This is a genomic window from Nonomuraea gerenzanensis (assembly GCF_020215645.1).
In the GTDB taxonomy this organism is placed as follows: domain Bacteria; phylum Actinomycetota; class Actinomycetes; order Streptosporangiales; family Streptosporangiaceae; genus Nonomuraea; species Nonomuraea gerenzanensis.
In genome coordinates this window covers 9,745,644-9,767,903 of the sequence record NZ_CP084058.1, presented here as the reverse complement: position 1 = coordinate 9,767,903, position 22,260 = coordinate 9,745,644, and the positions used below count along the sequence as shown (strand labels likewise).

The following is a 22,260-nucleotide window of genomic DNA, read 5'->3' as shown; positions in this document are numbered from 1 at the left end:
GTCCCCCGCGTCAAGAGCCAGGCGCGGGCCCCGGTGAGCCACCGGCAGGATCGGCTCCGGCGGACGGGGCGCGGGCCTGCCGTCGCCGGACGGCGCGGCGGCGCTGGAGGCGCTCCTGGTCCGGCCAGTGCACGTCGCCGGCCCAGCCGAGCCGCTCGAACAGGCCGATCACGGCGGCGGACGGGTCGAGCTGCCCCCGATCCAGGCCGTGACGGGCGCAGCTGGGCTCGCTGTGGTGACCGTTGTGCCAGCTCTCGCCGAAGGACAGCAGGGCCAGCGGCCACAGGTTCGTCGAGCGGTCGTGGCGGCGCGTCTTGAAGGGCCTGGTGCCGATGACGTGGCACAGGGAGTTGACGCTCCAGGTGACGTGCTGGAGCAGCGCGACGCGGATCAGCCCGGCCCACAGGAACGCGGTCAGCGCGCCGTACAGGGTGCCGGTGATCGCCCAGCCGGCCAGGAACGGCAGCGCCAGCGACAGCGCGCACAGCGCGGGGAAGGCCCGGGCGACGCGCGCCATGGCCGGGTCGGCCAGCAGGTCGGGGGCGTAGCGCTCGGCGGGGGTCCGGTCGTCGGTGAACAGCCAGCCGAGGTGGGCGTGGGCGAGGCCGCGCAACTGGCCGCGCAGGCCGGTGCCGTACCGGTAGGGGGAGTGCGGGTCGCCCGGCCGGTCGGTGAACGCGTGATGGCGGCGGTGCACCGCCACCCAGTCGATCACGTTCCCCTGGAAGCCCATCGAGCCGGCGACGGCCAGCGCCACGCGCAGCCACGGCCGCGCGGTGAACGAGGCGTGGGTGAGCAGCCGGTGGAAGCCGACCGTCACGCCCAGGCCGGTCAGCACGTACAGGATCGCGGCCAGCAGCAGATCGGTGAGCGTGAACCCGCGCCCCCACGACAGGGAGATCGCGACGCCGAGCGCGACGATCGGCACGATCACGATCGCCGCGGTCAGCCCCGCCTGGAGCCGGCCGGCCGGGACGTGCTCCTCGGCCCCGGGGAAGGGCGAGGTGCCGTCGTAGTCCTGGCGGCGTCCGGCCGCCTGTTCGGAAATGGTCATAGGTTCTCTTTCTTCCGTCTACACGGTGCGGCGGTGCACGTAGCACCAGCGCCAGGTCGATGTCGCTGCCAGGGCGGCGACCACGGGGTGGTCGGTCTCCTCGTAGTGGGCACGGGCGTGACCGCCTCGCGCGTCGTCGGCGCAGGCCACCCAGCCGCAGCTCAGGCACACCAGCAAGCGCGTCCAGGCGCGGCCGAGCGCCACGCATGCCGCGCACTCGGCCGGGCCCGGCTCCACGGGGGAGAGCTCGGCGACGTGATCGCAGCGGGGGACCTGACCGTTCAGGCCCGCGCGGACGGTCGCGTTCGTCCCTTGTGCGTCCAGAGTCATGACGGCGCCCTCACGGTGACAGCGACGCGAGCTGCGCCGGCTGGTCATCTCTCAGTCAAGGTGATGGGCGTACCGCCGGAAACAGGGAAGGTGAGCCGCGGTTATCAGCTACGGCGATTGCGGGCCGCCGCGCGCGGCCCGGATCAGGAGTGCCGGACGGGACGCGAGGTAGTGGTATGGTCACGGAAAGCTATGGGGGTGGTCATGGCCGTCATCGAGGCTGCGCGCGGCCGGGGTCGGCTGGCTGAGCCTGTACGCCTTCTCCACGGAGAACTGGCGGCGCCCGGCCGGCGAGATCGACCTCCTCATGCGGCTCGTCCGCCGGGCCGTCCGCAAGCACGCGCCGGTGCTGCACGCGCGCGGCATCCGCTGCCGGTTCCTCGGCATGACCGATCCGCGCATCCGGCGTCGCTGGTGCGCGACATCACCGACCTGACGACCCCCACCCGCGACAACAGGCGCATGACGCTGACCGTCGCCTTCGACCACGGCGGGCCGGCGGCTGGGCCGCGTGGGACCCCGGGCCATCCCGCTCACCGTGCCGGAGTCCGCCCAGGTTCCGAGCTCGGTAGCCCTCATTCAGGTCACCCGCTGACCCACAGGGCTCGGGCCCTGCCTCCGACCTCCCCTCCCGGAGGCAGGGCCCGTGCGGCTCCGCGAATGGGCGGCTCTCCGGTCACCTGTGCCGTTTCATGGCCTGGCGGATGGCGTCCAGCAGCACGTCCCTGCGCAGGTCGTGCTTGCCGAGCGTCACGTCGGCCTCGAAGGCGTGCCCGTCCACCGGGGAGACGGCCATGACGATCACGGGGATGGCGCGCAGCCGTTCGTCCTCGGTCATGAGCCGTAACAGCGCGACGCCGTCCAGCCCCGGCATCAGCAGGTCCAGCAGCGCCAGGTCGGGCGGCGCCGAGCGCATGACCGCCAGCGCGGCCGTGCCGTCGGGCGCCTCGTCCACGTGCGCGGCGAACCCGGTGAGCATGCGGCGGACCCGGGCGCGGAAGGCGGGGTCGTCGTCGGCGACGAGCACGCGCCGCACCATCGGCACGTCGTGAGAGCTGTGCGGCAGGCGCAGCGTGGCCGTGACGCCCCGCCCCGGGGTGCTGGTCAAGGTGAGCGTGCCGCCCATCGCCTCGGCCAGTTCGCGGGCGTACGGCAGCCCGAGCCCGGTGCCCCTGCCCCGCACCTGAGCGGGCCCCGGCACCTGGTGGAAGTTCTCGAAGACGAGGTCCAGGTGCTCGGCGGGGATGCCGATCCCGGTGTCGGTCACGGTGAACACCGTCTCGCTCGTCGCCGGATCGTCGGCGATGGCCAGCCGCACCTCGCCGTCCTCGGTGAACTTCAGGCCGTTGGCCAGCAGGTTGCGCAGGATCCGGGTGAGCATCGCCTCGTCGGCCCACACCGCCGGCGGCGGCTGCGCGACGTGTACGGTCAGCTCGACGCGTGCGTCCCCGGACGTCGGCGTCAGGGTCAGGCGCAGCCACTCGGCCAGCGCGACCACGTCCACCTCGGCCGGTTGTGGCTCCAGCCGGCCCGATTCCGCCTTGGCCAGATCGAGCAGCTCGCTCACCAGGTCGAGCAGCGTCCGGGCGGAGGATCCGATGAGCTGGACCTGGTGGCCCTGCTCGGCGTTCAGCGGCGACGCGCACGGCCCGGTGAGCAGCCCGACCAGGCCGATGATGGAGTGCAGCGGCGTGCGCAGCTCGTGGCTGACCGTGGCCCAGAAGCGGTCCTTGGTCTCGCCGGTCTGCTGCAACTGCCGCGACTTCTCGGCCAGCTCGGCGTAGAGCAGGCGCACGGCCTCCAGCGTCGAGGCCAGCTCCCGGTTCTGCTGGCGCAGCTCGTCCAGCGCGCTGCCGGGAGGCAGCTCCTCGACGGCGGCGCGGATCTGCTCAGCCGAGCGCGAGCGGGTGGCGCCGATCCGCTTGCGCAGGAGCAGCTCGCCGGGCCGGTCGGTTTCGACGGCGTCCATCAGCCGCGCCGCCATCGTCACGCCCTCGGCCCGGTCGTGGCCGCCGGAGGGCAGGGTCAGCGGCAGGGCCAGCGGCAGGGTCAGCGGCAGGGTCAGCGAGATCACCAGGTCGTCCGCGTCGAGCAGGAAGTCGACCCGCACGTCGGCGCCCCCGTCGATGACGAGCTCCCTGCCCACCTCGCTCAGCGCCGTGGCCACCCGGATCTGGTCCTGCTCCGACATGCCGGCCGCCGCGGCGACCTCGCGGCCCATCCGGCGCATGGCGAAGACGTCGTGGTCGTCCCTGACCCGGATCGTGGCCAGCGGTGCCGCCCTCATGACGCCACCTTCAGCGCGACCACGCAGGCGTCGTCGCGGCGGGTGCCCGCATCGCGCAGCAGCGTGGTGGCCACCACCGCGGGGGAGCGGGCCGTCAGGCCGGGATAGGCCGCGATGTCCCACCGGCCGGACAGCCCGTCGGAGTGCATCACGATCATGCTGTGCGGCGGGGCGACGTACTCGTACTCGCGCAAGGTCCTGCTGTACTGCCCGGCGATGCCGGGCAGCGAGATCAGGCCCTGACGGCCGTCGGGGCGGACGATCCAGGCCGCGATGTTGCCCACCCCGGCGAAGCGTACGCGCCCGCTCGCCCGGTCGAGCCTGGCCACCGCCACCGCGGCGCCCCTGCTCGCCCGCAGCGCCTCGTGCAGCCGCTCCAGCAGGGGCACCGGCGGCAGCTCGCCGTGGCTCTGGAAGACGCGCACCGCCAGGCGCGAGGCCTCCGCCGCCGGCTCGCCGTGGCCGAGCCCGTCGCACATCATCACCACCGCCGCCCGCGGCGTGTCGAAGCAGGCGAAGGCGTCACCGCAGACGTGCTCCTCGCCGATGGGCCTGCTCAGCCCGCTCACCCGCGACGCGGGCGGCGGCCGGTCGTCGGCGGTGAAGCACATCCAGATCACGGTGCCTTTGCCGGGGACGGAGTAGACGTCGTGCGCCGAGGTCATCCGGGTGATGCCGCCCAGCCCGACGCCCAGCGTGCCCGCGGTGGAGTAGCCGTCCCGCAGCGCCAGGCCGAGATCGGCGATGCCGGGCCCGCGGTCCAGGACGAGGACCTCGACCGCCGCCGCCTCGGCGCCCGCCTCGGTCGGGAAGAGGTGCGGCCGGATCAGCATCATCCCCTCCACCGCGTGCGCGACCAGGTTGGAGGCCGCCTCGCTCACCGCGATGGCCACCCGCTCGCGGGCGACCTCCGCGAAGCCCAGGGCTCCGGCCAGCACGGTCGCGGCGCGGCGGGCCGCCCCGATCGCGCCGGCCTCCTCGACCCGGATCCACATCTCGTGCCCGGAGCGGATCAGCTGCTCCACGTGACCACCGTCACGCCGGTCAGCTCGGTGCCGCCGCTCACCTGGGCACCGGGACCGCCCTGGCGGCAGAGCGGTTGCCGAGCAGCGCGACGCCCTTCTCCAGGTCGAGGGCGGTACGCACGCCGCCGAGGGACAGGCCGAGCTCGACCAGCGTGATGGCCACCGCCGGGCGCATGCCCACCACGACCGTCTCGGCGTCCAGCACGCGCGAGATGGAGGCGATGGCGGCCAGCATCCGGCCGATGAAGGAGTCGACGATCTCCACGGCGGTGATGTCGATGATCACGCCCCGAGCGGAGGTCCGCACGATGACCTCGGCCAGGTCCTCCTGCAACGCCAGCACGCCCTGGTCCTCCAGGTCGAGCTGGATGGAGACGATGAGGAGGTCGTCGAGCCTGAGGATGGGGACCCGGTCCATCAGGACCGTTCCGACGCCGCGCCGGCCAGTTGGTCCGCCGCGCCCGGGACCCGTACGCCGCTGCGCCGCAGCGCGTGCGCCAGCGCGTCGGCCAGCGAGGACTTGGTGATGATGTCGCCGAACTGGATACCCAGCGCGACGATCGTCTGGGCGATCTGCGGCCGGATCCCGGAGACGACGCACTCGGCGCCCATCAGCCGCGCCGCCACCACGGTCTTGAGCAGGTGCTGGGCCACCTCGGTGTCCACCGCGGGCACCCCGGTGATGTCGATCACCGCGTGCCCGGCGCCGGTCTCGACCAGCGCCTGCAGCAGCTTCTCCATGACCACCTGGGTACGGGCGGAGTCCAGCGTGCCCACCAGCGGCACCGCCAGGATGCCGTCCCAGAGCTTCACCACGGGAGTGGACAGCTCCAGCAACTGTTCGGCCTGGCCGGAGATGATCCGCTCGCGGGCGGTGACGTAGGTCTCGAACGTGAACAGGCCCAGCTCGTCCACGTACCGGGAGAACCAGATGTAGCCGCGCAGCGTGCCCGTGTCCTCGTCGGACTCGACGGCCTCGTAGACCGCCTGCTTGAGGCTGAACACCACGGTCGCGGTGTCGGACGGGGTGAACCCCTCGCGGGCCTGGCCGCGTGACAGCTCCGCCAGCAGCCCGCGCAGGTCGCTGGTGTCGCCGTCCTGCTCCAGCGAGCGGCACAGGGCGTGGTGGATCTCCGTGAGCCGGCCGGCCAGCAGGACCCGATCGGCGTGGCCGCCGCCGCTGACCGCGGCCAGATCGATCCAGCGCTTGAGGATGGCCTCACCCCGCTCCTTGAGGAGCACTTCCATTCGGAGCCGGTCGGCTTCGCCGTGAACGGTCATGATGTGCTCCCGCGGGGCATAGGCAATATTTCGTTGTAGAACCTGTGAAGGCTATACCGTTTTGCCCTGCTGCCTCCAGAGCAGGGGCGGCCGTGCCGAGCCGGTCAGGCCGCCGCGTGGGAGGGGCGGTCGGAGCCGGCGTCCATGGTCGTCAGCGACGCGCGCAGCTTGGTGAGCACGGCACGCAGGATCCGGGAGACGTGCATCTGCGAGATGCCGAACTCGGCGGCGATCTCCGCCTGGGTGAGGTTGCCGTAGAAGCGCAGGAGCAGAATGTGTCTCTCCCGCTCAGGCAGCGCGTCGATGAGGGGCTTGACGGCGTGCGCGTCGATCAGCGTGTCCAGCGACTGGTCGTAGTCCGGGATGAGATCGCCCAGGCAGGCGGAGTCGGGCTCGTCCGAGCCGATGGGCGCGTCCAGCGACAGGGTGCTGTAGGCGGTCGAGGCCTCCAGCGCCAGCAGCACCTCCTCTTCGGGGAGGCGCATCCTGGCCGCCAGCTCCGTCAGGGTGGGGGAGCGGCCGAGGTCCTGGGTGAGCTCGGCGGTGACCCGGTTGAGCTCGGAGCGGCGCTCCTGGAAGAGCCGCGGCACCCGCACCGCCCAGGTGCGGTCGCGGAAGTGGCGCTTGACCTCACCGGCCATGGTCACGGCCGCGTAGCCGCGGAACTCGTGCCCGAGACCGGCGTCGAAGCCGTTCATGGCCTTGACCAGGCCGACGTAGGCCGCCTGCAAGAGGTCCTCCGCCGGCTCGCCGCGATTGCGGTAGCGGCGGGCGATCTCGGTCACCAGGCTCTGGTGCATCTGGACGAGCCGCTCGCGCAGCCGCATCCGGTCGGGTTCGCAGATGTCTGGTTCGACCATGGCGACGAGGATCTCTTCGGCGGTCATGGTGTGGAACTCGATGCTCTGGACGGTCATGGATGTGTCCTGCTTCCAGTTGCGGCAGTCGTCGCGTCCAGAAGGAAAGTCCACACCGGCGCACGCCTCGTACCTCGAGCGAGACGAAGCCCTCTGCTGGACCTCGTCTATCCCTCTTGCCGTCGATCGGGTGCCTAATCCCCTCGGCGGGCAGGAATGTGAACGCGGCTGCGCACGAGGGGTGACCGATCGGCACGTCAGAAGCGGGTGGCGCGCACCTCGGTCACGGTGAAGTCGTCGATGGCGCCCCGGCTCTGGAGCAGGAAACCGACCAGGCAGGCCACCGCCTCCACCCCCTGGGCCGCGCGCGCCTGCCCGGTCAGGAGGAAGACCAGCGGCGTCGAGGGCTGGCCGAGGGCGAAGTCGCGATCGTGGCGATGCACGTCGTGCAGCACCTTGATCGGGATCGGCCGGGGCGAGGTGAACCACACCACGGCCGACCACAGCGGCAGTGCCGGGTCGGGCTGAACCGTGGCGCGGTAGCACGTCACGCAGCCCTGGCCGACATGCCGCCCGTGGGGACACGTCCAGCTGGCTGTCTCGTGGTGGGACCGCTCGCCCATGCCGAAGGTCGCGGTCTCGACGATGCGACGGCGTACGGTGCGTGCGCTGGGCTCGCTGATGATGGATCCTCCGGATTGTCGCAGAGCCGACCGGCGACGAGGCCGGCTCGCCGGTTCGGACGGATCGCGCGGCCTTGCCTCTACGGTGCCTCTACGGTGCCGCGGTCGGGGAGCCGTCCCAGTGGACCATCCTGCTCGCTCAGGCGGAGTCAGGCGAGCACCGGGGGCGGAGCGGCGCTCGTCACAGCTTCACGAGTTTCGCGTACGGCGAGGCGATGCGATACGTTTCCGCGCCGAAATCGATGAGAACGGTGTCATCCTCGCCAACCGCGAGGACTCTGCCGAGCCCGAATTTGTCGTGGCTCACCCGATCTCCGGCCACAAACTGCTCGATGGGCGGGGGAGGTATTTCCGGGGTGTTGAAGGGGCTGCCCGGCGGGCGTCGCCGGCCGGCCGGCGAAGTACGTCTCATTGGGCAAGTATGCGCCTGACCGGCGAATAAATCGAGCCCGAGCCGAAATGTGCCTGCTCCCGGGCGGTCGGGATCCGGCCCGCGGACGGCCGGACCGGCACGACGAGACCGGGCCCGGGCGGTGCCGGGGCCAGGCCCGCGGCTCCTGCCCGGACCCGGTCATCGTGCTTGCGCGTCGTCAGGCGGCGACGATGTTCTCCGCCTGCGGGCCCTTCTGACCTTGGACGACGTCGAAGGCCACCTTCTGGCCCTCGGCCAGCTCACGGTAGCCGCCGTTGGCGACGATGTTGGAGTAGTGGGCGAAGACGTCGGCGCCGCCGCCGTCCTGCGCGATGAAGCCGAAGCCCTTTTCCGAGTTGAACCACTTGACGGTGCCGGTGGCCATGTCGATCTCCTTCTGACAGTGCCGGAAACGAGAGAAATCACACTTCGTGAATCTCGTGTCGCCGCGATGAGCCCACCCGGAAAGAGAGCCGGAAAACAGAAAACGCGCCCGTACATTTCTGTCAGGGCGCGCATAAAGTCTTATGGGTACCATAACTGCAACGTCATCAGGCTAACACACTTGTGCGGCTGCCACCGGAAAATCCGCGGATCCGCCGGCCCGAGCCGGGGAGAACCCGGGCCCACGCCTGCGATCGGGCGCCGGAAATCGGCCGCGAACCTTCGGCGTGGCGTTCGCACGGCACCCGGAAAGCGGTGCCGTGCAGGTAGTCTGGCGGTACCGAGGATTTTTCGTACGTTGACATCCAGGTCGGCGTCGTCTACGGCGACAGACGATTCGAGGGCTTCGCACCAGCCCCGCCAGGCCGTCACGGTCCTGGCCCATCCTTTCTGCTCCTCGCCGATCGGAGACCCCCATGACCGCCAGCGACACGGCCCCACCCGGCGCGGCAGGCCCGGCGACCCCCACCACCGTCCACCTGTCCGGCGACATCGACCTCTTCACCAGCGCCGCCCTGCGCGGGCAGCTCCTGGAGACGCTGAACACCAGCACGAGCCTGCTCGTCCTCGACCTGTCCGGCGTGACGTTCTGCGACGCCGGCGGCCTGGCCGTGCTGATCGGCATCCAGCGCCGGGCGCGGGCGCAGGGCATCACGATGATGATGGTCGGGCCGCGCCCGTTCCTGTCGCGGCTGCTGCGCATGACGGGCCTGGGCCGGAGCCTGCGGATGGTGGCGTGATTCAGCTTCGGTCGTCCGGCAGCTGAAGCGCCAGCAGCGCGATGTCGTCCTCGTTGGCCGTGTCGGCGACGGTGACCAGCTCGTCGCAGTAGGTCTGCGCGTCGGCGCCGGCCAGCGCGCCGGCCCGGCGGCGCAGCCGGGTCATGCCGCGCTCCAGCGGCTCCGTGCGGCGCTCGATCAGCCCGTCGGTGTAGAACAGCACCGTGGAGCCGGGCGGCAGCATCGCGACGGCGTCCTCGCGCGGCAGGAGGGGGTCGAGGCCCAGCAGCGCCGACCGCCCTGCCTCCAGGAACCGGGTGCCGCCGTCACGGGTGATCAGCAGCGGCGCCGGGTGGCCGGCGTTGACCCAGCGCAGCCGCCAGCCACCGGCCCCCGGGCCCTCCAGGCGGGCGAGCACCATGGTGGTCAGCAGGCGCCCGCCCACCCCGGCGAGCACCTTGTCGAGGCGGGAGACGATGCCGCTCGGCCCCTCGCGCCCGTCGAAGGCCAGGGCCCGCAGCATGTTGCGGACCTCGCCCATCTGCGTGGCGGCGGTGATGTCGTGGCCCTCCACATCGCCGATCACCAGGGCGGGAGTGCCGTCGGAGAGCCGGAACGCGTCGTACCAGTCGCCTCCCACCTGCGACGACTCCCGCGCGGGCAGGTAGGCCGCCGCGAGGCGGAGCGGGCCGAGGTCGGGCAGCCTCGGCAGCATGGCGTGCTGGAGCCTGGTGGCCATCTCGTGCTGCATGCCGTACAGGCGCGTGTTCTCGACGGCGAGGGCGGCACGGTGGGCCAGGTCCTCCACGATCGGCAGGTCAGCGTCGGTCAGCGGGGTGGCGGGGCCGAGGCGGGCGAGGGTCAGCGCACCGAGCGCGTTGCCCCGGACGCGCAGCGGGGCCACGATCGCGGAGCCCTCGGGCGGCAGCCGCAGGGGCGCCTCCCGCAGGGGCGCCTCCCGCATGGCCGCCTCCCGCACGGCCGTCTCCCGCACGGCCGCCTCCGGTATGGCCGCCTCCCGCACGGCCGCCCCGTCCGGCGAGTCGGCGCAGGCGCGGACCAGCAGCGGGTCCGAGGCCCGCAGCAGGCGCAGGAGCAGGTGCTCGGTCTCCGGAGGCAGCGGCCCGATGCCGGTGGGCTGGTCCGTCGGACGGCCGCTCGTCGCCACGCTGACGCGGCGGATCGTCCCTTCCTCCACCAGGTCGGCGGCGCACCAGTCGGCCAGCCGGGGCACGAGGATCCTGCACAGCCTGCGCAGCGCGGTGTCGGCGTCCAGGCTGCTCGTCATGGCCGAGGACACCTCGGAAAGCACACTGAGATATTCGTGGATCTCCAGCCTCATGCCTGCTTCCCCTCCCCCCGCGTGCCCACGGCGATCATCCCATGCCGCTCGGCGGACACCGTGAAACCCGTGCGCCGGATCGGACGGGCGTAGAGTGAAGCCACCTGGGACATTCCGCATGCCGGCAGCCGCGCCGACGTCGCCTCAGGCCCACCCGGCCCCTTCCACGCCGGAGACAGGCGGCACGTCAGATGCCGAACCAGCAACCCTCGGCCAGGTCCCGTCCCGACCGGCCGCCCCGGATCTTCCTGGAGCCGACGCTGACCCGCGACGGGACACTCGACGGCGCCTGGTGGCCGTACTCCACCGACCTGTGCCGCGAGCTGCCCGCGCTCATCCGCATTCTGCAGGACCGGCTCGGCCCCGTCCTGCGCATCCGGCTCGACCGCGCGGCCTGGGACGAGGTGCCGGTCCACCTGCTGCTCGACGGGCGCTTCCTGCGCGTCAGCAGCCTGTCGGCCACCCCCCACACGATCAGGATGATCCGCGGCAACCAGGACGGGTTCCTGCTCCTGGTCATCCCCCCGGACACCACCGCTCCCGTCGCCGCCGCGGCGATGAAGACCGCCGCCCGCACAGGCAACACGCTGACCGCGAACGAGATCCTGCTGCGCTGCCGCGAGGCGCCGTCCGCCCGGCTGCCGGGCCCGAGGATGCGCCGCTACCACCCCTTCGACCAGGAGGCGGTGCTCGCGCTGATCGACGCCGACCGCCTGCCGGGCCAGCCCGCCTGCACGGCCTCCGAGCTCGCCCACGCCCTGGCCGGGACCTCCCGCCGCGACCCCGTGGCCTGGGCCGGGCTCGAACCTCCGCGAACCTGTGTCCTGGCCGACCACCACGACCGCGTCATCGGCGCGGTCTCCTACGCCGCGCACCGCGACGGCGGCCCCGGGCAGATCCTCTGGCTGCACGGGCAGGAGATCCCGGACGTGGTGGACGACCTCGTGGCCCACGCCCTCCAGGGGCTGGCGGGCAGGACCGTCGTCCACGCCTTCACCGCCTCCCTCGGCCTCGGACTCGCAGCCCTGCCCGCGGGCCGGCGGCCCGTCACCACCAAGGTCCTCGAACGCGCCGGCTTCCGTGGCCGCGACAGCTGGCGGTACCTGCATCGAAGGGTTCCGCCCGAGGCCGCGGCCACCGGGCGGCCCGGGGTCGAGGTCGTCAGGAGTCAGGCGCCGCCCGGCTGGTGGGTCAAGGCGGAGGGCGACGGCTGCTCGGCGGAACTCGTCGTCGAGGAGCCCGCGGGCGGGCTCGGCGTGGTGTGGTGGTTCGGCGCGGGCGCCGGCCAGGCCGACGAGACGCTGGAACGCGACCTGCTCCGCGAGGCCGACCGGCTGCTGGCGGAGCACGGGGTGGGGGAGACGGTCATGTACGTGGCCGGCACGCCCATCACGCCCGTGTTCGAGGCCGCGGGCTTCACGGAGGTCGATCACCTCGTGTCCTACGTCCAGCCGGTGATGAGCGCGGCGGATCCGCTGGCGGCGGCGGGCCGGGCGTAGACGGCCGGGGAGGTCGCGCCTGCGGTCTCGGGCTGATCACCGGTGCCCGTCGCAGGAAAGACCCGGCACGGCCGACGCCGGTAGCTCATCATGGAGGACTATGGATCGCCCTCCTGGCACGCCTTCCTGGATCTTCTTCCTCCTGGGGGCGCGATGACGATCCCTGTCAGCGTCCTCGATGCGCCCGCGGGCGCCAGCGCCTCGCAGTTCTGGCCGTACGTGCTGATCGCCTGCGTGGCGGTGGCCGGGCTGGTCGTGGTCGGCCTGCGATGGCGGGCCGGAAAGGCGGATCCCGAAAGTGGGTCGCCGCAGGAGGACGCCTGGGCTCGCCCGTACCTCGTGCTGCTCGTCGTGGCCGTCACCTCTCTCGTCTTCGGCGCGGGGACGTTCGCCGTCACGGCCACGACAGGGCTGACGGGATCCGAGGTCGCCGCGTTCATCTCGGCGGGCACGGCCGTGGCCATGTGCATCGCGACCGTGATCAACAACGTCAAGACGATCCGCGCCACGCGCAGGGCGGCCACGGTCGGCAAGGACGCCCCGAACCCCAGGACGGCGCGGGAGTGCCTGGCACTGGCCTACGCCGAGTTCGCCTTCAGGAAGAAGTGCCCGGAGTGGGTGCAGGACCGCATCGACCAGTACGAGCTCCGCCTCTGGGGCATCGGCGTCGCCGGCGTGGAGCTGCACGCCCTGCCGGCGGACCGCCGCCTGCTCCTGGCTCAGCTCCTCACGGAAGCCGCAGAGCTGACCGGGGCTTCCGGCTCCGGCAACCTCCTGGCCAGAACCCTCGGATACGGCTCGAAGCAGTCGAGGTTCGCCCGCGCGCTGCGCGCCTACCAGGCGCACGTGCGGCGGGCGTTCGAGCGGTTGACGGTTGAGGCTGATCAGCCGGTGCAGCTGATGACCTCGGTGCCCTACCGGAGCTACGGCAACATCAGCGCGCCGCTGCGTCAACTGGTCCTGCCCCCCGAGGCGGGGGACGGGTTCGCGATACACACCATCGAGGGTGCGGGCAGGACCGTCAACCTGATGGGGGGATGGCATCAGGGCCAGGTGGAGATGACGATCGAATCTCTCCGGCGCGGGCTGCGCGCCGCGGTGCCGGACGCTCCGCAGCCGGCGAGGAAGCGCCACCGCCGCGCTGCCCCACCGTCCGGAGAACCCCGGAAGGCTGGTTGAGCGGCCCCGCGGCGTCCGGTTCAGGCGGGCGGGGGTGCGGTGCTTGCGCGGATGACGAGCTCGGTGGCCAGTTCGACGCGGTTCTGCGGCAGGGGGTCGCCGTGGGCGAGGGTGAGGAGCATGGTGGTGGCCGCGGCGGCCATGTCGGTGAGGGGCTGGCGGATGGTGGTGAGCGGGGGGATGGTCCAGCGGACGGAGGGCAGGTCGTCGAAGCCGATGACGCTGAGGTCGTCGGGGATGCGCAGGCCGAGCTGGTGGGCGGCGTGGTAGACGCCGATGGCCTGGCCGTCGTTGGTGGCGAAGACGGCGGTGGGGCGGTCGGGCAGGCGCAGCAGGTGGTGGGCCTGGGCCAGGCCGCCTTCGATGAGGAAGTCGCCGCGGGCGATGAGGGCGGGGTCGGCGGGCAGGCCGGCCATGTCGAGGGCGGTGCGGTAGCCGTCGAGGCGGGCGCGGCTGGGCAGGGCGGCGTCGGGGCCGGTGATGATGGCGATGCGGCGGTGACCGAGTTCGAGCAGGTGGCGGGTGGCGGTCAGGCCGCCGTTCCAGTTGCCGGCGCCGACGGAGGGGATGTTGCGGGCGGGGGCGTCGGCCGGGTCGAGCAGCACCAGGGGGATCTCGCGGTGGATGAGCTGGTCGTGCTGGGCCTCGGTCAGGCCGGAGAAGACGGCGATGACGCCGGTGGGGCGGCGGCGCAGCACGCCGTCCAGCCAGCTCTGGGTGGTGGTGTGGTCGTGGTGCAGGTCGGAGATGGCGACGGTGAGGTCGTGGGCGCGGGCGACGTCGGCGACGCCCTTGGTGATCTCGACGGGGTAGTCGCCTTCGAGGGCGTGGAAGACGAGCTCGACCAGGGTGGTGGGGGTGGAGCGGCGGCGCTGGCGGCGGTAGCCGTGGAGGCGGATCAGCTCTTCGACGGCGGCGCGGGTTTCGGGGGAGACCTCGGAGCGGCCGTTGACGACCTTGGAGACGGTCGCGGTGGAGACGCCGGCCAGCTCGGCCAGCTGGGCGATGGTGAGGGGGGACGACTCCGTGGTCATGGCGGCAGTCTAGCCACGGGAGCGGGGGCGATCCCGTGCTCATGGCGGCGGTCGGGTCGCGGGGAGGCCGCACGACTCCTTGCTCAGCTGACCCCTTCGGCCTGATCGAGCAGATACCGCTGCTCGACCTGGTTGCCGGTCAGGGCGGCCGCCTCGCGGTACAGCCGTGCCGCGCCCGCCGCGTCGCCGGTCATCCGCAACAGGTGGGCCCGCACCGCGAGCACACGCTGCCGGACCAGCGGGTCCTGGTCGAGCCGGAAGCGGCGGTCGAGGTCGTCGAGCAGGGCCAGCCCGCGTGCCGGCCCGTACGCCTTGGCCACCGCCACCACCCGGCTCAGCCGTACAGGAGCGGTCGGGCTGAGCCGTTCGAGCCACAGGTAGAGCACCGCGATCTGCGGCCAGTCGGTCCGCTCAGGCGAGGGGGCCGCCGCGTGCACGGCCGCGATCGCCGCCTGCAACTGGTAGGGGCCGGCCTGGCGGCGGCTCCAGACCTGGTCGAGCAGGTCGGTGCCCTCGCGGATGAGGGCGGCGTCCCAGCGCGACCGGTCCTGCTCGTCCAGGGGGATCAGCTCGTCGTGGCCTCCCGTACGGGCGGGACGGCGGGCCTCGGTGAGCAGCATCAGCGCGAGCAGGCCGGTGACCTCGGCGTCGGCGGGCAGGGACCGGTGGAGCATGCGGGTCAGCCGGATGGCCTCGGCGGTCAGGTCGAGGCGGGCGAGCCGGTCGCCGGTGGAGGCGGTGTAGCCCTCGTTGAAGATCAGATAGAGCACCTGCGTGGCGGCGGCCAGCCGGGTGTCGCGGTCGGCCTCGGTCGGCGGGGTGAAGCGGGCGCCGGCGCGGGCCAGCTGCTGCTTGGCGCGGCTGATGCGGGTGCCCATGGTGTTCTCGGAGGTGCCGTAGGCGTGCGCGATCTCGGCGGTCGTCAGGCCGCCCACCGCGCGCAGCGTGAGCGCCACCTGGGAGGTGGCGCTCAGCGCGGGGTGGCAGCAGAGCAGCAGCAGGGCGAGGCTGTCGTCGGTCTCCGGCGGTGGGCCGGACTGACGGTCCGGATTCTGCATGGCCAGCTCGGCGAGGCCAGCCTCCTGCTCGCGGCGGCGACGGGCCTGGTCGGCGCGGAGGAGGTCCACCATGCGCCGGTAGCCGATGCGGATCAGCCAGCTGCGCGGGTTCTCCGGCACGCCCTCGACCGGCCAGGCGCGGCCGGCGGCCAGCAGCGCCTCCTGCACCGCGTCCTCGGCGACGTCGAACCGGCCGAAGCGCCGCACCAGCGCACCCAGAACCTGCGGGGCCTCGGTGCGCAGCAGGTGCTCAAGAGCAGCCTGCGTCTCCGTGCCGGCGGCCTGCGTCTCCGTGCCGGCGGCCGGTGCCTCCGTGCCCGGCGCGGGGTTCGGGTGATCGGTCACGCCGTGAAGTCCTCACCCATGATCGGCCGGATCTCGATCGGCTCGCCCAGCACCTCGACGATCCGCGAGGCGATCTCCACGGCACGTTCCTGGCTCGCCACGTCGATCACCGCGAAGCTGGCCAGCACCTCCTTCAGCTCGGCGAAGGGCCCATCGGTCGCCACCACCCCGTCATCCGTCCTGCGGACGGTGGTGCTGACCGCCGGATGCCCGAGGCCCTCGCTGCCGACGAACTCGCCGGTGGCGTACAGCTCCTGCTCGAACCGCTGGTAGGCGGCGAAGGCGGCCAGCGCCTGCGCGGAAGGGGTCTCGGCGGTCGCGGCGTCCCAGGCGGCGGCCGGGGTGTAGCCGAGCAGCAGGTATTTCATGATGATCCTCTTTCCGGGCGTACGGGGAAGCGTATGCGAGGCCGGGCGGGCCTCTCCGATGTGGTTCCTGCCGCTACCTCGGAGCCGGACGCACGCTCTCGACACGTCCGCGATGTGATCTGAATCACAGCGGGCGAGCGTCGAGACCCGACGGCGGGCTCCGAGGTACCGGCGAGCAATCACCCGACCCACAAGGAGAACGAGATGTCGCAGACCTACGAGCCGAGCGCCGACGTGAAGGCCCTGGACCGCCTGGTCGGCACCTGGGAGATCACCGGCGGTGCCGAGGGGACCGTGCGGTACGAGTGGATGCCCGGCGGGTTCTTCCTGCTCCAGCACGTCGACCTCACCCAGTTCGGCCAGCCGGTCACCGGCCTGGAAGTGATCGGCAACCTGCGCCCGTTCGGCGAGCCGGCCGGCACGGACGTGATGTCGCGCTTCTACGACTCGACCGGCAACACCCTCGACTACGTGTACGAGCTGGCCGGCGACAAGCTGACCATCTGGGGCGGCGCGAAGGGCAGCCCCGCCTACTACGAGGGCACGTTCAGCGCCGACGGCAGCACCGTCACCGGCGCGTGGGTCTACCCCGGGGGCGGCGGCTACGAGTCCACCATGACCCGGAAGGGCTAGGTCGCCGGCGACGACGGGACCGTGTAGAGGCTCCTCTGCTCGCCCAGCCACGCCCGGTCGACGAACCGGCCGCTCATGCGCCCGGCGAGGAAGAGGTAGATCTCCAGGCAGGCCCGTCCGTGGTCCTCGGGCTCGCTGACCCAGGACCCACGGTGGACCGCCGCCGGCATCGCCGGGCGGCCGGCTTCGCGCAGGTACGGCTCCAGCATGGAGCCCGGGTCGACGAGGACCTCGCCGTACCAGCGCTGGGCCGCCCGGGCGGTCGTGCCGCCGTCGCCGTGCAGGAGGTCGTAGACCTCGGCGTCCAGGGTGCGGATCTGGAGGAAACGCAGGCCCGCCTCCGTCAGGCCGCTGGTCACCGGGGGCGGGCCGCTGATCGTGAGGGCGTGGGTCCAGCCGTCGGAGTGCCGGCCGGCCCAGATGCGCTCGGTGAAGGCCATCGGCCGGTAGTGGGCCATGGCGGTGGTGAGGTCGCAGTCCTGGCGGGAGGTGAGGTCGGCGCCGAGCAGGGCGGCCACGGCGCCGGCGTCGCCCGACTCGACCCAGGTGCCGGTGAAGCCGCGAGCCAGGCCGGCGCCGCGCAGGTGCTCCCACTGGTCAGTCATCGGGGCCAGGCTCCTTCCGGGATGCGGCAGAGCAGCCCTGGCGTGCTGAACCAGGTGTCGTCGATGAACCGGCCGGTCGTGTACGCCAGCGCGGCGAGGTAGAAGTTCATCTCCTCTGCGAGGCCGCCCGAGCCGACGAGACCTGCCCCTTCCTGCCTGGGACGCTCCCAGTGCTCGGCGGGGATGTCCGCCCATTCGCTGCCGTTGTAATAGACCGGTTCGCTGATCGCGCCGAGCCCGTCATAGGACAGGTCGTAGATTCTGCCGCGTGGCTGCGGGAGCGAGTCGAGTGCCCGCCACGGAAACCATCCGGACACCGTGAACGCCTTGACCCAGCCGGGGCTGTGCTCGGCCACCCAGACGAGATCCTCCCCCGAATGGGCGCGATACCACCGCCGCGCCTGGTCCAAATCGCAGGCGAGCGTCTCCTCCTCGGCCCGCAGCGCGGCGGACACCGCGCGGTGATCGGGCGCCTCGATCCACGAGCACTCGAACCTCTCCGCCAGCCCGCGCTCCTCGAAGTACGCCCACTGGTCGAGCTGGTTGCGACTTGACACGATGCTCCGATGTCGAGGGGGGTCAACGGCACGGCGCCGAAGCGATCTTAGACCGCTGGTCCACGAACCAGGCGCGCGAAATCGGCGCCGGCGGGCTTGGCTACGCTTTCCGCACCCGTTGCCGGACATGGAAGGACAAGCCGTGCGCATCGCACTCGCCGGGCTCGCCACCAGTCACCCCTACACCGACGCCCGCACCCTGTCCCGCCATGCCGAGCTGGTGGTGTGGGAGCAGGACCCGGAGCGGCTCGGCCGGTTCACCGAGGAGCACCCGCGGGCCAAGGTGGCCGGCAGCTTGGCTGAGGTGCTGGCGGGCCGGCTCGACGGGGTGGTGCTGACCGTGCCCAACCCGCAGGTCCCGCAGGCGCTGGCGAAGGTGCTGGAGACCGGGCTGCCGTGCTTCGTGAACAAGCCCGCCGCCGCCAGCCGGGCGCAGCTGGAGCAGCTCGACCGGCTGCCCATCCATGATCGGGTCCTGTCCGGGTCGGTGCTGCGGTTCGCCCCCGCCTTCGCGGGCGCGCGGGTCGATCGCAGCCAGGTGCTGGCGGTACGGGCGACCGTACGGCACGACGTGGGCCTGTGGGCGACCGGCTACAACGCCTGGCAGGACACGCCGGGGGAGGGCGGCGGCACGATGGTCACCATGGGCATCCACGGGGTGGAGCTGCTGGTGGCGCTGCTCGGGCCCGGCGTACGGCTGGTGGGCGCGGCGGGGGCGCGGCGGCACTACGCCACGCTCCGCTCGGAGGACACCGGGGTGATGGCGCTGCGCTGGGACGACGGCATCCCCGGCACCGTGGAGATCCTCGGCGTGTCCGAGTCGGAGTCCTACAGCGTCACGCTGCACAAGCGGGACGGCAGCGAGACGTTCGTGATCGAGAGCGGGGACGATCCGGTGCGCGGGCTCGGGTACGAGGGGACGGTCGAGGCGTTCCTCGCGATGGTGGGCGGCGCGCCGAGCCCGGTGCCGTGGAGCGAGACCAGGGCCGTCCTCGACGTGCTGGTCCGGGCGCGCGAGGACTTCTGACCGCCTCCTCCCGTCCTGTGAGTCGGCCCTGCCGTTGACAGCCGCAGCATCGCCCAGTTACGGTCTGGACCGTAAATCGAGGATGGAGGAGACCGCGTGCGCACGACAGCGGAACTCGAGGAGCGGCTGGCACGGCCGAGCCCCGGGCTCGTCGACGATCTGGGCAAGCTCGACGGCGACATCATGATCCTCGGCGCCGGCGGCAAGCTCGGCCCGAGCCTCGTACGCCTGGCGCTGAAGGCCACCGGCGGTGACAGGCGGATCATCGCGGTGTCCCGCTTCTCCGAGCCGGGTCTGGCCCAGGCCCTCCAGGACGAGGGCGCCACGGTGGTCGCGGCCGACGTCGCCGACGAGGGCGCGCTGCGCGAGCTGCCGGACGCGCCCCACGTGGTGTTCCTGGTCGGCGCCAAGTTCGGCACGAGCGGCCGCGCGCACGCCGCCTGGTTCACCAACACCTACCTGCCGGGCCGCGTCGCCGACCGGTTCGCGGGCAGCAGGATCGCGGCGCTGTCCACCGGGAACGTCTATCCCCTCGTCCCCGTCACCGGCGGCGGCAGCACCGAGGGCTCGCCCACCGGTCCTGTCGGCGACTACGCGATGAGCTGCCTGGGCAGGGAGCGCGTGCTGACGTACTTCGCCGAGCGGAACCGCACGCCCATGTCGCTGCTGCGCCTCAACTACGCGGTCGAGTTGCGTTACGGCGTGCTGGTCGACCTCGCGCAGAAGGTGCTCGCCGGGGAGCCGATCGACCTGACGACGGGTCAGGTGAACGTGGTCTGGCAGGGCTACGCCAACGAGGTGGCGCTGCGGTCGCTGCTGCTCGCCGACGTGCCGCCGTACGTGCTCAACGTCACAGGACCCGAGCTGATCTCGGTGCGGCAGGCGGCGCGGGCGCTCGGCGAGGCGCTCGGCAAGGAGCCGGTGTTCACCGGGGAGGAGGCGCCGACGGCGCTGCTGTCGAACGCGTCGCGCTGCCACCGCCTGTTCGGCTACCCCGAGCTGACCCCCGCCGAGCTGATCGAGCACACGGCGCGCTGGGTCGCCGGCGGCGGGCCGCTGCTGGGCAAGCCCACCAAGTTCGAGCGCCGCGACGGACGTTTCTGACGCACGTGCGCACTTCACACGGCAAAGGGGGACCTCACGTGCTCGGCACGGCTTCAGAGGCACAAACCGCAGCAGTTCCGGCTTCGGGGGCGCACGCCTCGGTCGTACGGACTCCGGAGGCGCAGAGGTCCGTACGTGACCTGTTCAGGCGCGGTCTGGTGATCCCGGCGCATCCGCTGGCCCTGACCGAGGACAGGAAGCTGGACGAGCGCCGCCAGCGCGCGCTGACCCGCTACTACGTCGAGGCCGGCGCGGGTGGGCTGGCGGTGGGCGTGCACACCACGCAGTTCGCCATCCACGGCACCGGCCTGCTCGCGCCCGTGCTCGAACTGGCCGCGGGCGCGGCCAAGGAGTTCGAGCGGGAGGTGGTGCTGGTGGCCGGCGCTACCGGGCCCACCGAGCAGGCGGTGGCGGAGGCGGAGCTGGCCCGGTCGCTCGGCTATCACATGGTGTTGCTGAGCCCGTACCGGGAGCTCGACGAGGACGGGCTGATCGAGCGGGCCAGGGCCGTGGGCGAGGTGCTGCCCGTGATCGGCTTCTACCTGCAGCCCGCCGTGGGCGGGCGGCAACTGTCGCGCGAGTTCTGGACGCGGCTGGCGAGCATCGAGTCCGTCGTGGGCGTCAAGGTCGCGCCCTTCGACCGGTATCGCACGCTGGACGTGCTGCACGGCGTCGTACGGGCGGGCCGGGCCGGGGAGGTGGCGCTCTACACCGGCAACGACGACCACATCCTGGCCGATCTCATCACCTCGCACCGGGTGGTCGTGGACGGGCGGCAGGTGGAGGTGGAGTTCGTCGGCGGGCTGCTCGGCCAGTGGGCCGTGTGGGTGCGGCGGGCGGTGGAGCTGCTGGAGGAGGCCGCGCTGGCACGTTCCGGCGACGACGCCGCGGTGCGCCGGCTGCTCGGCCTGGACGGTCACCTCACCGACGCCAACGCGGCCATCTTCGACTCGGCGAACGGCTTCCGCGGCTGCATCCCGGGCATCCACGAGGTGCTGCGCCGCCAGGGGCTGCTGGCGGGCCGCTGGTGCCTGGACCCGGAGGAGGACCTGTCTCCCGGGCAGCTCGCCGAGATCGACCGCGTCTGGGCCGCCTACCCGTGGCTGCGCGACGACGACTTCGTCGCGCAGGGGCTGGACCGATGGCTGGCCTGAGCAGACGACGGCTTACAGGGTGAGGCGGTAGAGGGTGAGGGGACGGCCGCTGGATCCGCTGGTCAGGTTGCCCGTGCGTTCGGCCAGCCCGGCCAGCTCCAGCCGGTGCAGCATGCGCCGGGCGGTGCGTTGCTGGACGGCGAGCCGCTCGGCGATCTCGCGCGTGGTCAGCGCCTCGCCGCCGGCCGCGTCGCGGGCCTCCAGCAGCTTCTCCAGGGTCGGCACCGACAATCCCACGCGGCGCGCGATCAGCGGCAGGTTCTGCCCGCCGGCGGGCGCGCTGATCACCGATTCGAGCACGATGTCGGTGTCGGCGCGCAGCGACAGCACGGCGGCCACGTTCCCGATGCGCCGCGCCCTGGCCAGCGCGCGGCGGGCCAGGCTCTCGGCCTCGGCGGCGCTGCGCCCGAGGCCGAACCCCACCCGGGCCACGCTGCTGTGATTGGCCAGCCGCGCCAGCATGGGCAGCCCCGTGAAGCCGCCCGTGGCCTCGTGGAGCGGGCCGCGGGTGGTTACCAGCAGGTGCTTGCCCCCGCGGAACCCGGCCAGCGTGCCGGCCAGCGCACCGGCCTCGCGCAGCAGGCCCTCCTCGCTGTCGACCTCCACCAGGCCGAGCGCGATCTGCGCGTCCTCCTGCGCCTGCCCCTCGGCGGTGAGCAGGAGCTGGCGCAGCGCCGTGCGCACCGAATGGTCCGACGGCGCCAGCCGCAGCACCTGCATCTCCTCGCGCAACGCCTCGTGCACCGAGCTGAGGCAGGTGATCACCGGGTGGTCGGGCGAGCGGCGGTGGAAGGCGATGATCTTCTTGGAGGTGGTCTCGGGCCGGTAGCCGAGCGTGCGCAGCTCGCCGGTGGGCAGCCCGGCCTCGACGTAGGTGGCGGTGACGTCGGCGGGCGAGATGGTGTCGATGGACAGGCGCGTGATGTCCTGCCCCTCGTGCTGGAGCCGCACCAGGGCGCTCAGCAGCGTCGCGCCCGAGTAGTCGACGAACACGGCGGGCCGGGTGAGCACGTCGGCGCCGCGTGCCAGCATGTACGGCACGATGCCGGTGAACAGCCAGCCCTCGACCGAGGTCGCGTGCGCCTCGACGATGGCCGGCGCCTGCGACTCGTGGTCGTAGTCGAGCCGGAGCGCGCTCACGCCCGGCTGCTCCTCGCAGGTGGCCGCGACGTCGTCGACCAGATCGTGCGGGCCGACGACTCCGATGACGAAACCCACCCGCGTCTCCTTCCCCTACTTTACGGTCTAGACCGAAAGGCTATC

General features: G+C 72.4%; 25 protein-coding genes. 8 read left to right on the top strand and 17 right to left on the bottom strand.

Features of this window, described 5'->3' with window-relative positions; genetic code table 11:
• Positions 1-10: 10 nt before the first annotated feature.
• Positions 11-1,054, bottom strand: a complete 1,044-nt coding sequence (locus tag LCN96_RS45290) for an acyl-CoA desaturase (RefSeq protein ID WP_225268579.1) — start codon at positions 1,052-1,054, stop codon at positions 11-13.
• Positions 1,055-1,072: 18 nt separating this feature from the next.
• Entirely contained in the window at positions 1,073-1,384 is a 312-nt protein-coding gene (locus LCN96_RS45285) for a UBP-type zinc finger domain-containing protein (protein ID WP_225268578.1), read from the bottom strand.
• A gap of 220 nt (positions 1,385-1,604) precedes the next feature.
• Between LCN96_RS45285 and LCN96_RS45280 the strand changes: the two genes are divergently transcribed.
• The gene (locus tag LCN96_RS45280; protein WP_225276200.1) at positions 1,605-1,820 is read left to right on the top strand and encodes an undecaprenyl diphosphate synthase family protein; all 216 of its coding nucleotides are present in this window, start codon (positions 1,605-1,607) and stop codon (positions 1,818-1,820) included.
• Between the two features lie 240 nt (positions 1,821-2,060).
• Here the strand turns inward: LCN96_RS45280 and LCN96_RS45275 are convergent, their stop codons facing one another.
• From LCN96_RS45275 to LCN96_RS45240, 8 genes are all read right to left on the bottom strand, one after another.
• Positions 2,061-3,671, bottom strand: a complete 1,611-nt coding sequence (locus LCN96_RS45275) for an ATP-binding protein (protein WP_225268577.1) — start codon at positions 3,669-3,671, stop codon at positions 2,061-2,063.
• On the bottom strand, positions 3,668-4,696 hold the full coding sequence (locus LCN96_RS45270; RefSeq protein ID WP_225268576.1) for a SpoIIE family protein phosphatase: 1,029 nt from the start codon (positions 4,694-4,696) through the stop codon (positions 3,668-3,670). The genes LCN96_RS45275 and LCN96_RS45270 overlap by 4 nt, the downstream gene beginning before the upstream one ends.
• Before the next feature lie 37 nt (positions 4,697-4,733).
• On the bottom strand, positions 4,734-5,114 hold the full coding sequence (locus LCN96_RS45265; RefSeq protein ID WP_225268575.1) for an STAS domain-containing protein: 381 nt from the start codon (positions 5,112-5,114) through the stop codon (positions 4,734-4,736).
• Positions 5,114-5,977, bottom strand: coding sequence for an STAS domain-containing protein (locus tag LCN96_RS45260; RefSeq protein WP_225268574.1), 864 nt, complete (start codon positions 5,975-5,977; stop codon positions 5,114-5,116). The genes LCN96_RS45265 and LCN96_RS45260 overlap by 1 nt, the downstream gene beginning before the upstream one ends.
• Before the next feature lie 104 nt (positions 5,978-6,081).
• Positions 6,082-6,894, bottom strand: a complete 813-nt coding sequence (locus tag LCN96_RS45255) for a SigB/SigF/SigG family RNA polymerase sigma factor (RefSeq protein ID WP_225268573.1) — start codon at positions 6,892-6,894, stop codon at positions 6,082-6,084.
• A gap of 197 nt (positions 6,895-7,091) precedes the next feature.
• Positions 7,092-7,457: a hypothetical protein gene (locus tag LCN96_RS45250; protein WP_225268572.1), complete on the bottom strand. Its 366-nt coding sequence runs from the start codon at positions 7,455-7,457 to the stop codon at positions 7,092-7,094.
• A gap of 241 nt (positions 7,458-7,698) precedes the next feature.
• A complete protein-coding gene (locus LCN96_RS45245) occupies positions 7,699-7,929 on the bottom strand; it encodes a hypothetical protein (protein WP_225268571.1) in 231 nt (76 codons plus the stop codon).
• Between the two features lie 178 nt (positions 7,930-8,107).
• Positions 8,108-8,314 (bottom strand): cold-shock protein, encoded by a 207-nt coding sequence (locus LCN96_RS45240; protein WP_225268570.1) that lies wholly within the window; start codon positions 8,312-8,314, stop codon positions 8,108-8,110.
• Between the two features lie 475 nt (positions 8,315-8,789).
• Here LCN96_RS45240 and LCN96_RS45235 point away from each other — a divergent pair, with 475 nt between their 5' ends.
• Positions 8,790-9,113 (top strand): STAS domain-containing protein, encoded by a 324-nt coding sequence (locus LCN96_RS45235; RefSeq protein ID WP_225268569.1) that lies wholly within the window; start codon positions 8,790-8,792, stop codon positions 9,111-9,113.
• Position 9,114: 1 nt separating this feature from the next.
• Here LCN96_RS45235 and LCN96_RS45230 read toward each other — a convergent pair whose 3' ends face one another.
• Positions 9,115-10,434: a PP2C family protein-serine/threonine phosphatase gene (locus LCN96_RS45230; RefSeq protein ID WP_225268568.1), complete on the bottom strand. Its 1,320-nt coding sequence runs from the start codon at positions 10,432-10,434 to the stop codon at positions 9,115-9,117.
• A 191-nt stretch (positions 10,435-10,625) separates the two neighbouring features.
• Between LCN96_RS45230 and LCN96_RS45225 the strand changes: the two genes are divergently transcribed.
• Together LCN96_RS45225 and LCN96_RS45220 are read left to right on the top strand one after the other, a co-directional pair.
• Positions 10,626-11,933, top strand: a complete 1,308-nt coding sequence (locus tag LCN96_RS45225) for a DUF5994 family protein (protein ID WP_225268567.1) — start codon at positions 10,626-10,628, stop codon at positions 11,931-11,933.
• A 153-nt stretch (positions 11,934-12,086) separates the two neighbouring features.
• Positions 12,087-13,112 (top strand): hypothetical protein, encoded by a 1,026-nt coding sequence (locus tag LCN96_RS45220; protein ID WP_225268566.1) that lies wholly within the window; start codon positions 12,087-12,089, stop codon positions 13,110-13,112.
• Between the two features lie 20 nt (positions 13,113-13,132).
• Here LCN96_RS45220 and LCN96_RS45215 read toward each other — a convergent pair whose 3' ends face one another.
• From LCN96_RS45215 to LCN96_RS45205, 3 genes are all read right to left on the bottom strand, one after another.
• Positions 13,133-14,146, bottom strand: coding sequence for a LacI family DNA-binding transcriptional regulator (locus LCN96_RS45215; RefSeq protein ID WP_225268565.1), 1,014 nt, complete (start codon positions 14,144-14,146; stop codon positions 13,133-13,135).
• A gap of 83 nt (positions 14,147-14,229) precedes the next feature.
• Positions 14,230-15,549 carry an RNA polymerase sigma factor gene (locus LCN96_RS45210; RefSeq protein WP_318528334.1) on the bottom strand — a complete coding sequence of 440 codons (1,320 nt, stop codon included), beginning with the start codon at positions 15,547-15,549 and terminating at the stop codon, positions 14,230-14,232.
• Entirely contained in the window at positions 15,546-15,917 is a 372-nt protein-coding gene (locus tag LCN96_RS45205; protein WP_225268564.1) for a YciI family protein, read from the bottom strand. Before LCN96_RS45205 ends, LCN96_RS45210 begins: the two co-directional genes overlap by 4 nt.
• Positions 15,918-16,121: 204 nt before the next feature.
• Here LCN96_RS45205 and LCN96_RS45200 point away from each other — a divergent pair, with 204 nt between their 5' ends.
• Positions 16,122-16,550, top strand: coding sequence for a hypothetical protein (locus tag LCN96_RS45200; RefSeq protein WP_225268563.1), 429 nt, complete (start codon positions 16,122-16,124; stop codon positions 16,548-16,550).
• Here LCN96_RS45200 and LCN96_RS45195 read toward each other — a convergent pair.
• Entirely contained in the window at positions 16,547-17,155 is a 609-nt protein-coding gene (locus LCN96_RS45195; RefSeq protein WP_225268562.1) for a hypothetical protein, read from the bottom strand. The two genes, LCN96_RS45200 and LCN96_RS45195, sit on opposite strands and share 4 nt — an antisense overlap.
• Positions 17,152-17,712, bottom strand: coding sequence for a hypothetical protein (locus LCN96_RS45190; protein WP_225268561.1), 561 nt, complete (start codon positions 17,710-17,712; stop codon positions 17,152-17,154). Before LCN96_RS45190 ends, LCN96_RS45195 begins: the two co-directional genes overlap by 4 nt.
• 142 nt (positions 17,713-17,854) lie before the next feature.
• On the opposite strand from LCN96_RS45190, the gene LCN96_RS45185 reads away from it, so the two are divergent.
• From LCN96_RS45185 to LCN96_RS45175, 3 genes are all read left to right on the top strand, one after another.
• The gene (locus LCN96_RS45185; protein ID WP_225268560.1) at positions 17,855-18,739 is read left to right on the top strand and encodes a Gfo/Idh/MocA family protein; all 885 of its coding nucleotides are present in this window, start codon (positions 17,855-17,857) and stop codon (positions 18,737-18,739) included.
• 96 nt (positions 18,740-18,835) lie between these two features.
• On the top strand, positions 18,836-19,843 hold the full coding sequence (locus LCN96_RS45180) for an NAD-dependent epimerase/dehydratase family protein (RefSeq protein WP_225268559.1): 1,008 nt from the start codon (positions 18,836-18,838) through the stop codon (positions 19,841-19,843).
• A gap of 158 nt (positions 19,844-20,001) precedes the next feature.
• Complete coding sequence (locus LCN96_RS45175; protein WP_225268558.1) at positions 20,002-20,997, top strand: dihydrodipicolinate synthase family protein; 996 nt, start codon at positions 20,002-20,004, stop codon at positions 20,995-20,997.
• A 12-nt stretch (positions 20,998-21,009) separates the two neighbouring features.
• On the opposite strand, the gene LCN96_RS45170 is transcribed toward LCN96_RS45175, so the two are convergent.
• The gene (locus tag LCN96_RS45170) at positions 21,010-22,215 is read right to left on the bottom strand and encodes a hypothetical protein (RefSeq protein WP_225268557.1); all 1,206 of its coding nucleotides are present in this window, start codon (positions 22,213-22,215) and stop codon (positions 21,010-21,012) included.
• Between the last annotated feature and the right edge of the window lie 45 nt (positions 22,216-22,260).

Bases quoted from the DNA above. Each gene is read 5' to 3' on its own strand.
- LCN96_RS45220 (WP_225268566.1), top strand. From the start codon at position 12,087: ATGACGATCCCTGTCAGCGTCCTCGATGCGCCCGCGGGCGCCAGCGCC.
- LCN96_RS45245 (WP_225268571.1), bottom strand. From the start codon at position 7,929: ATGAGACGTACTTCGCCGGCCGGCCGGCGACGCCCGCCGGGCAGCCCC.
- LCN96_RS45215 (WP_225268565.1), bottom strand. From the start codon at position 14,146: ATGACCACGGAGTCGTCCCCCCTCACCATCGCCCAGCTGGCCGAGCTG.
- LCN96_RS45205 (WP_225268564.1), bottom strand. From the start codon at position 15,917: ATGAAATACCTGCTGCTCGGCTACACCCCGGCCGCCGCCTGGGACGCC.
- LCN96_RS45230 (WP_225268568.1), bottom strand. From the start codon at position 10,434: ATGAGGCTGGAGATCCACGAATATCTCAGTGTGCTTTCCGAGGTGTCC.
- LCN96_RS45275 (WP_225268577.1), bottom strand. From the start codon at position 3,671: ATGAGGGCGGCACCGCTGGCCACGATCCGGGTCAGGGACGACCACGAC.
- LCN96_RS45240 (WP_225268570.1), bottom strand. From the start codon at position 8,314: ATGGCCACCGGCACCGTCAAGTGGTTCAACTCGGAAAAGGGCTTCGGC.
- LCN96_RS45195 (WP_225268562.1), bottom strand. From the start codon at position 17,155: ATGACTGACCAGTGGGAGCACCTGCGCGGCGCCGGCCTGGCTCGCGGC.
- LCN96_RS45265 (WP_225268575.1), bottom strand. From the start codon at position 5,114: ATGGACCGGGTCCCCATCCTCAGGCTCGACGACCTCCTCATCGTCTCC.
- LCN96_RS45255 (WP_225268573.1), bottom strand. From the start codon at position 6,894: ATGACCGTCCAGAGCATCGAGTTCCACACCATGACCGCCGAAGAGATC.
- LCN96_RS45290 (WP_225268579.1), bottom strand. From the start codon at position 1,054: ATGACCATTTCCGAACAGGCGGCCGGACGCCGCCAGGACTACGACGGC.
- LCN96_RS45285 (WP_225268578.1), bottom strand. From the start codon at position 1,384: ATGACTCTGGACGCACAAGGGACGAACGCGACCGTCCGCGCGGGCCTG.
- LCN96_RS45225 (WP_225268567.1), top strand. From the start codon at position 10,626: ATGCCGAACCAGCAACCCTCGGCCAGGTCCCGTCCCGACCGGCCGCCC.
- LCN96_RS45235 (WP_225268569.1), top strand. From the start codon at position 8,790: ATGACCGCCAGCGACACGGCCCCACCCGGCGCGGCAGGCCCGGCGACC.
- LCN96_RS45260 (WP_225268574.1), bottom strand. From the start codon at position 5,977: ATGACCGTTCACGGCGAAGCCGACCGGCTCCGAATGGAAGTGCTCCTC.
- LCN96_RS45200 (WP_225268563.1), top strand. From the start codon at position 16,122: ATGTCGCAGACCTACGAGCCGAGCGCCGACGTGAAGGCCCTGGACCGC.
- LCN96_RS45250 (WP_225268572.1), bottom strand. From the start codon at position 7,457: ATGGGCGAGCGGTCCCACCACGAGACAGCCAGCTGGACGTGTCCCCAC.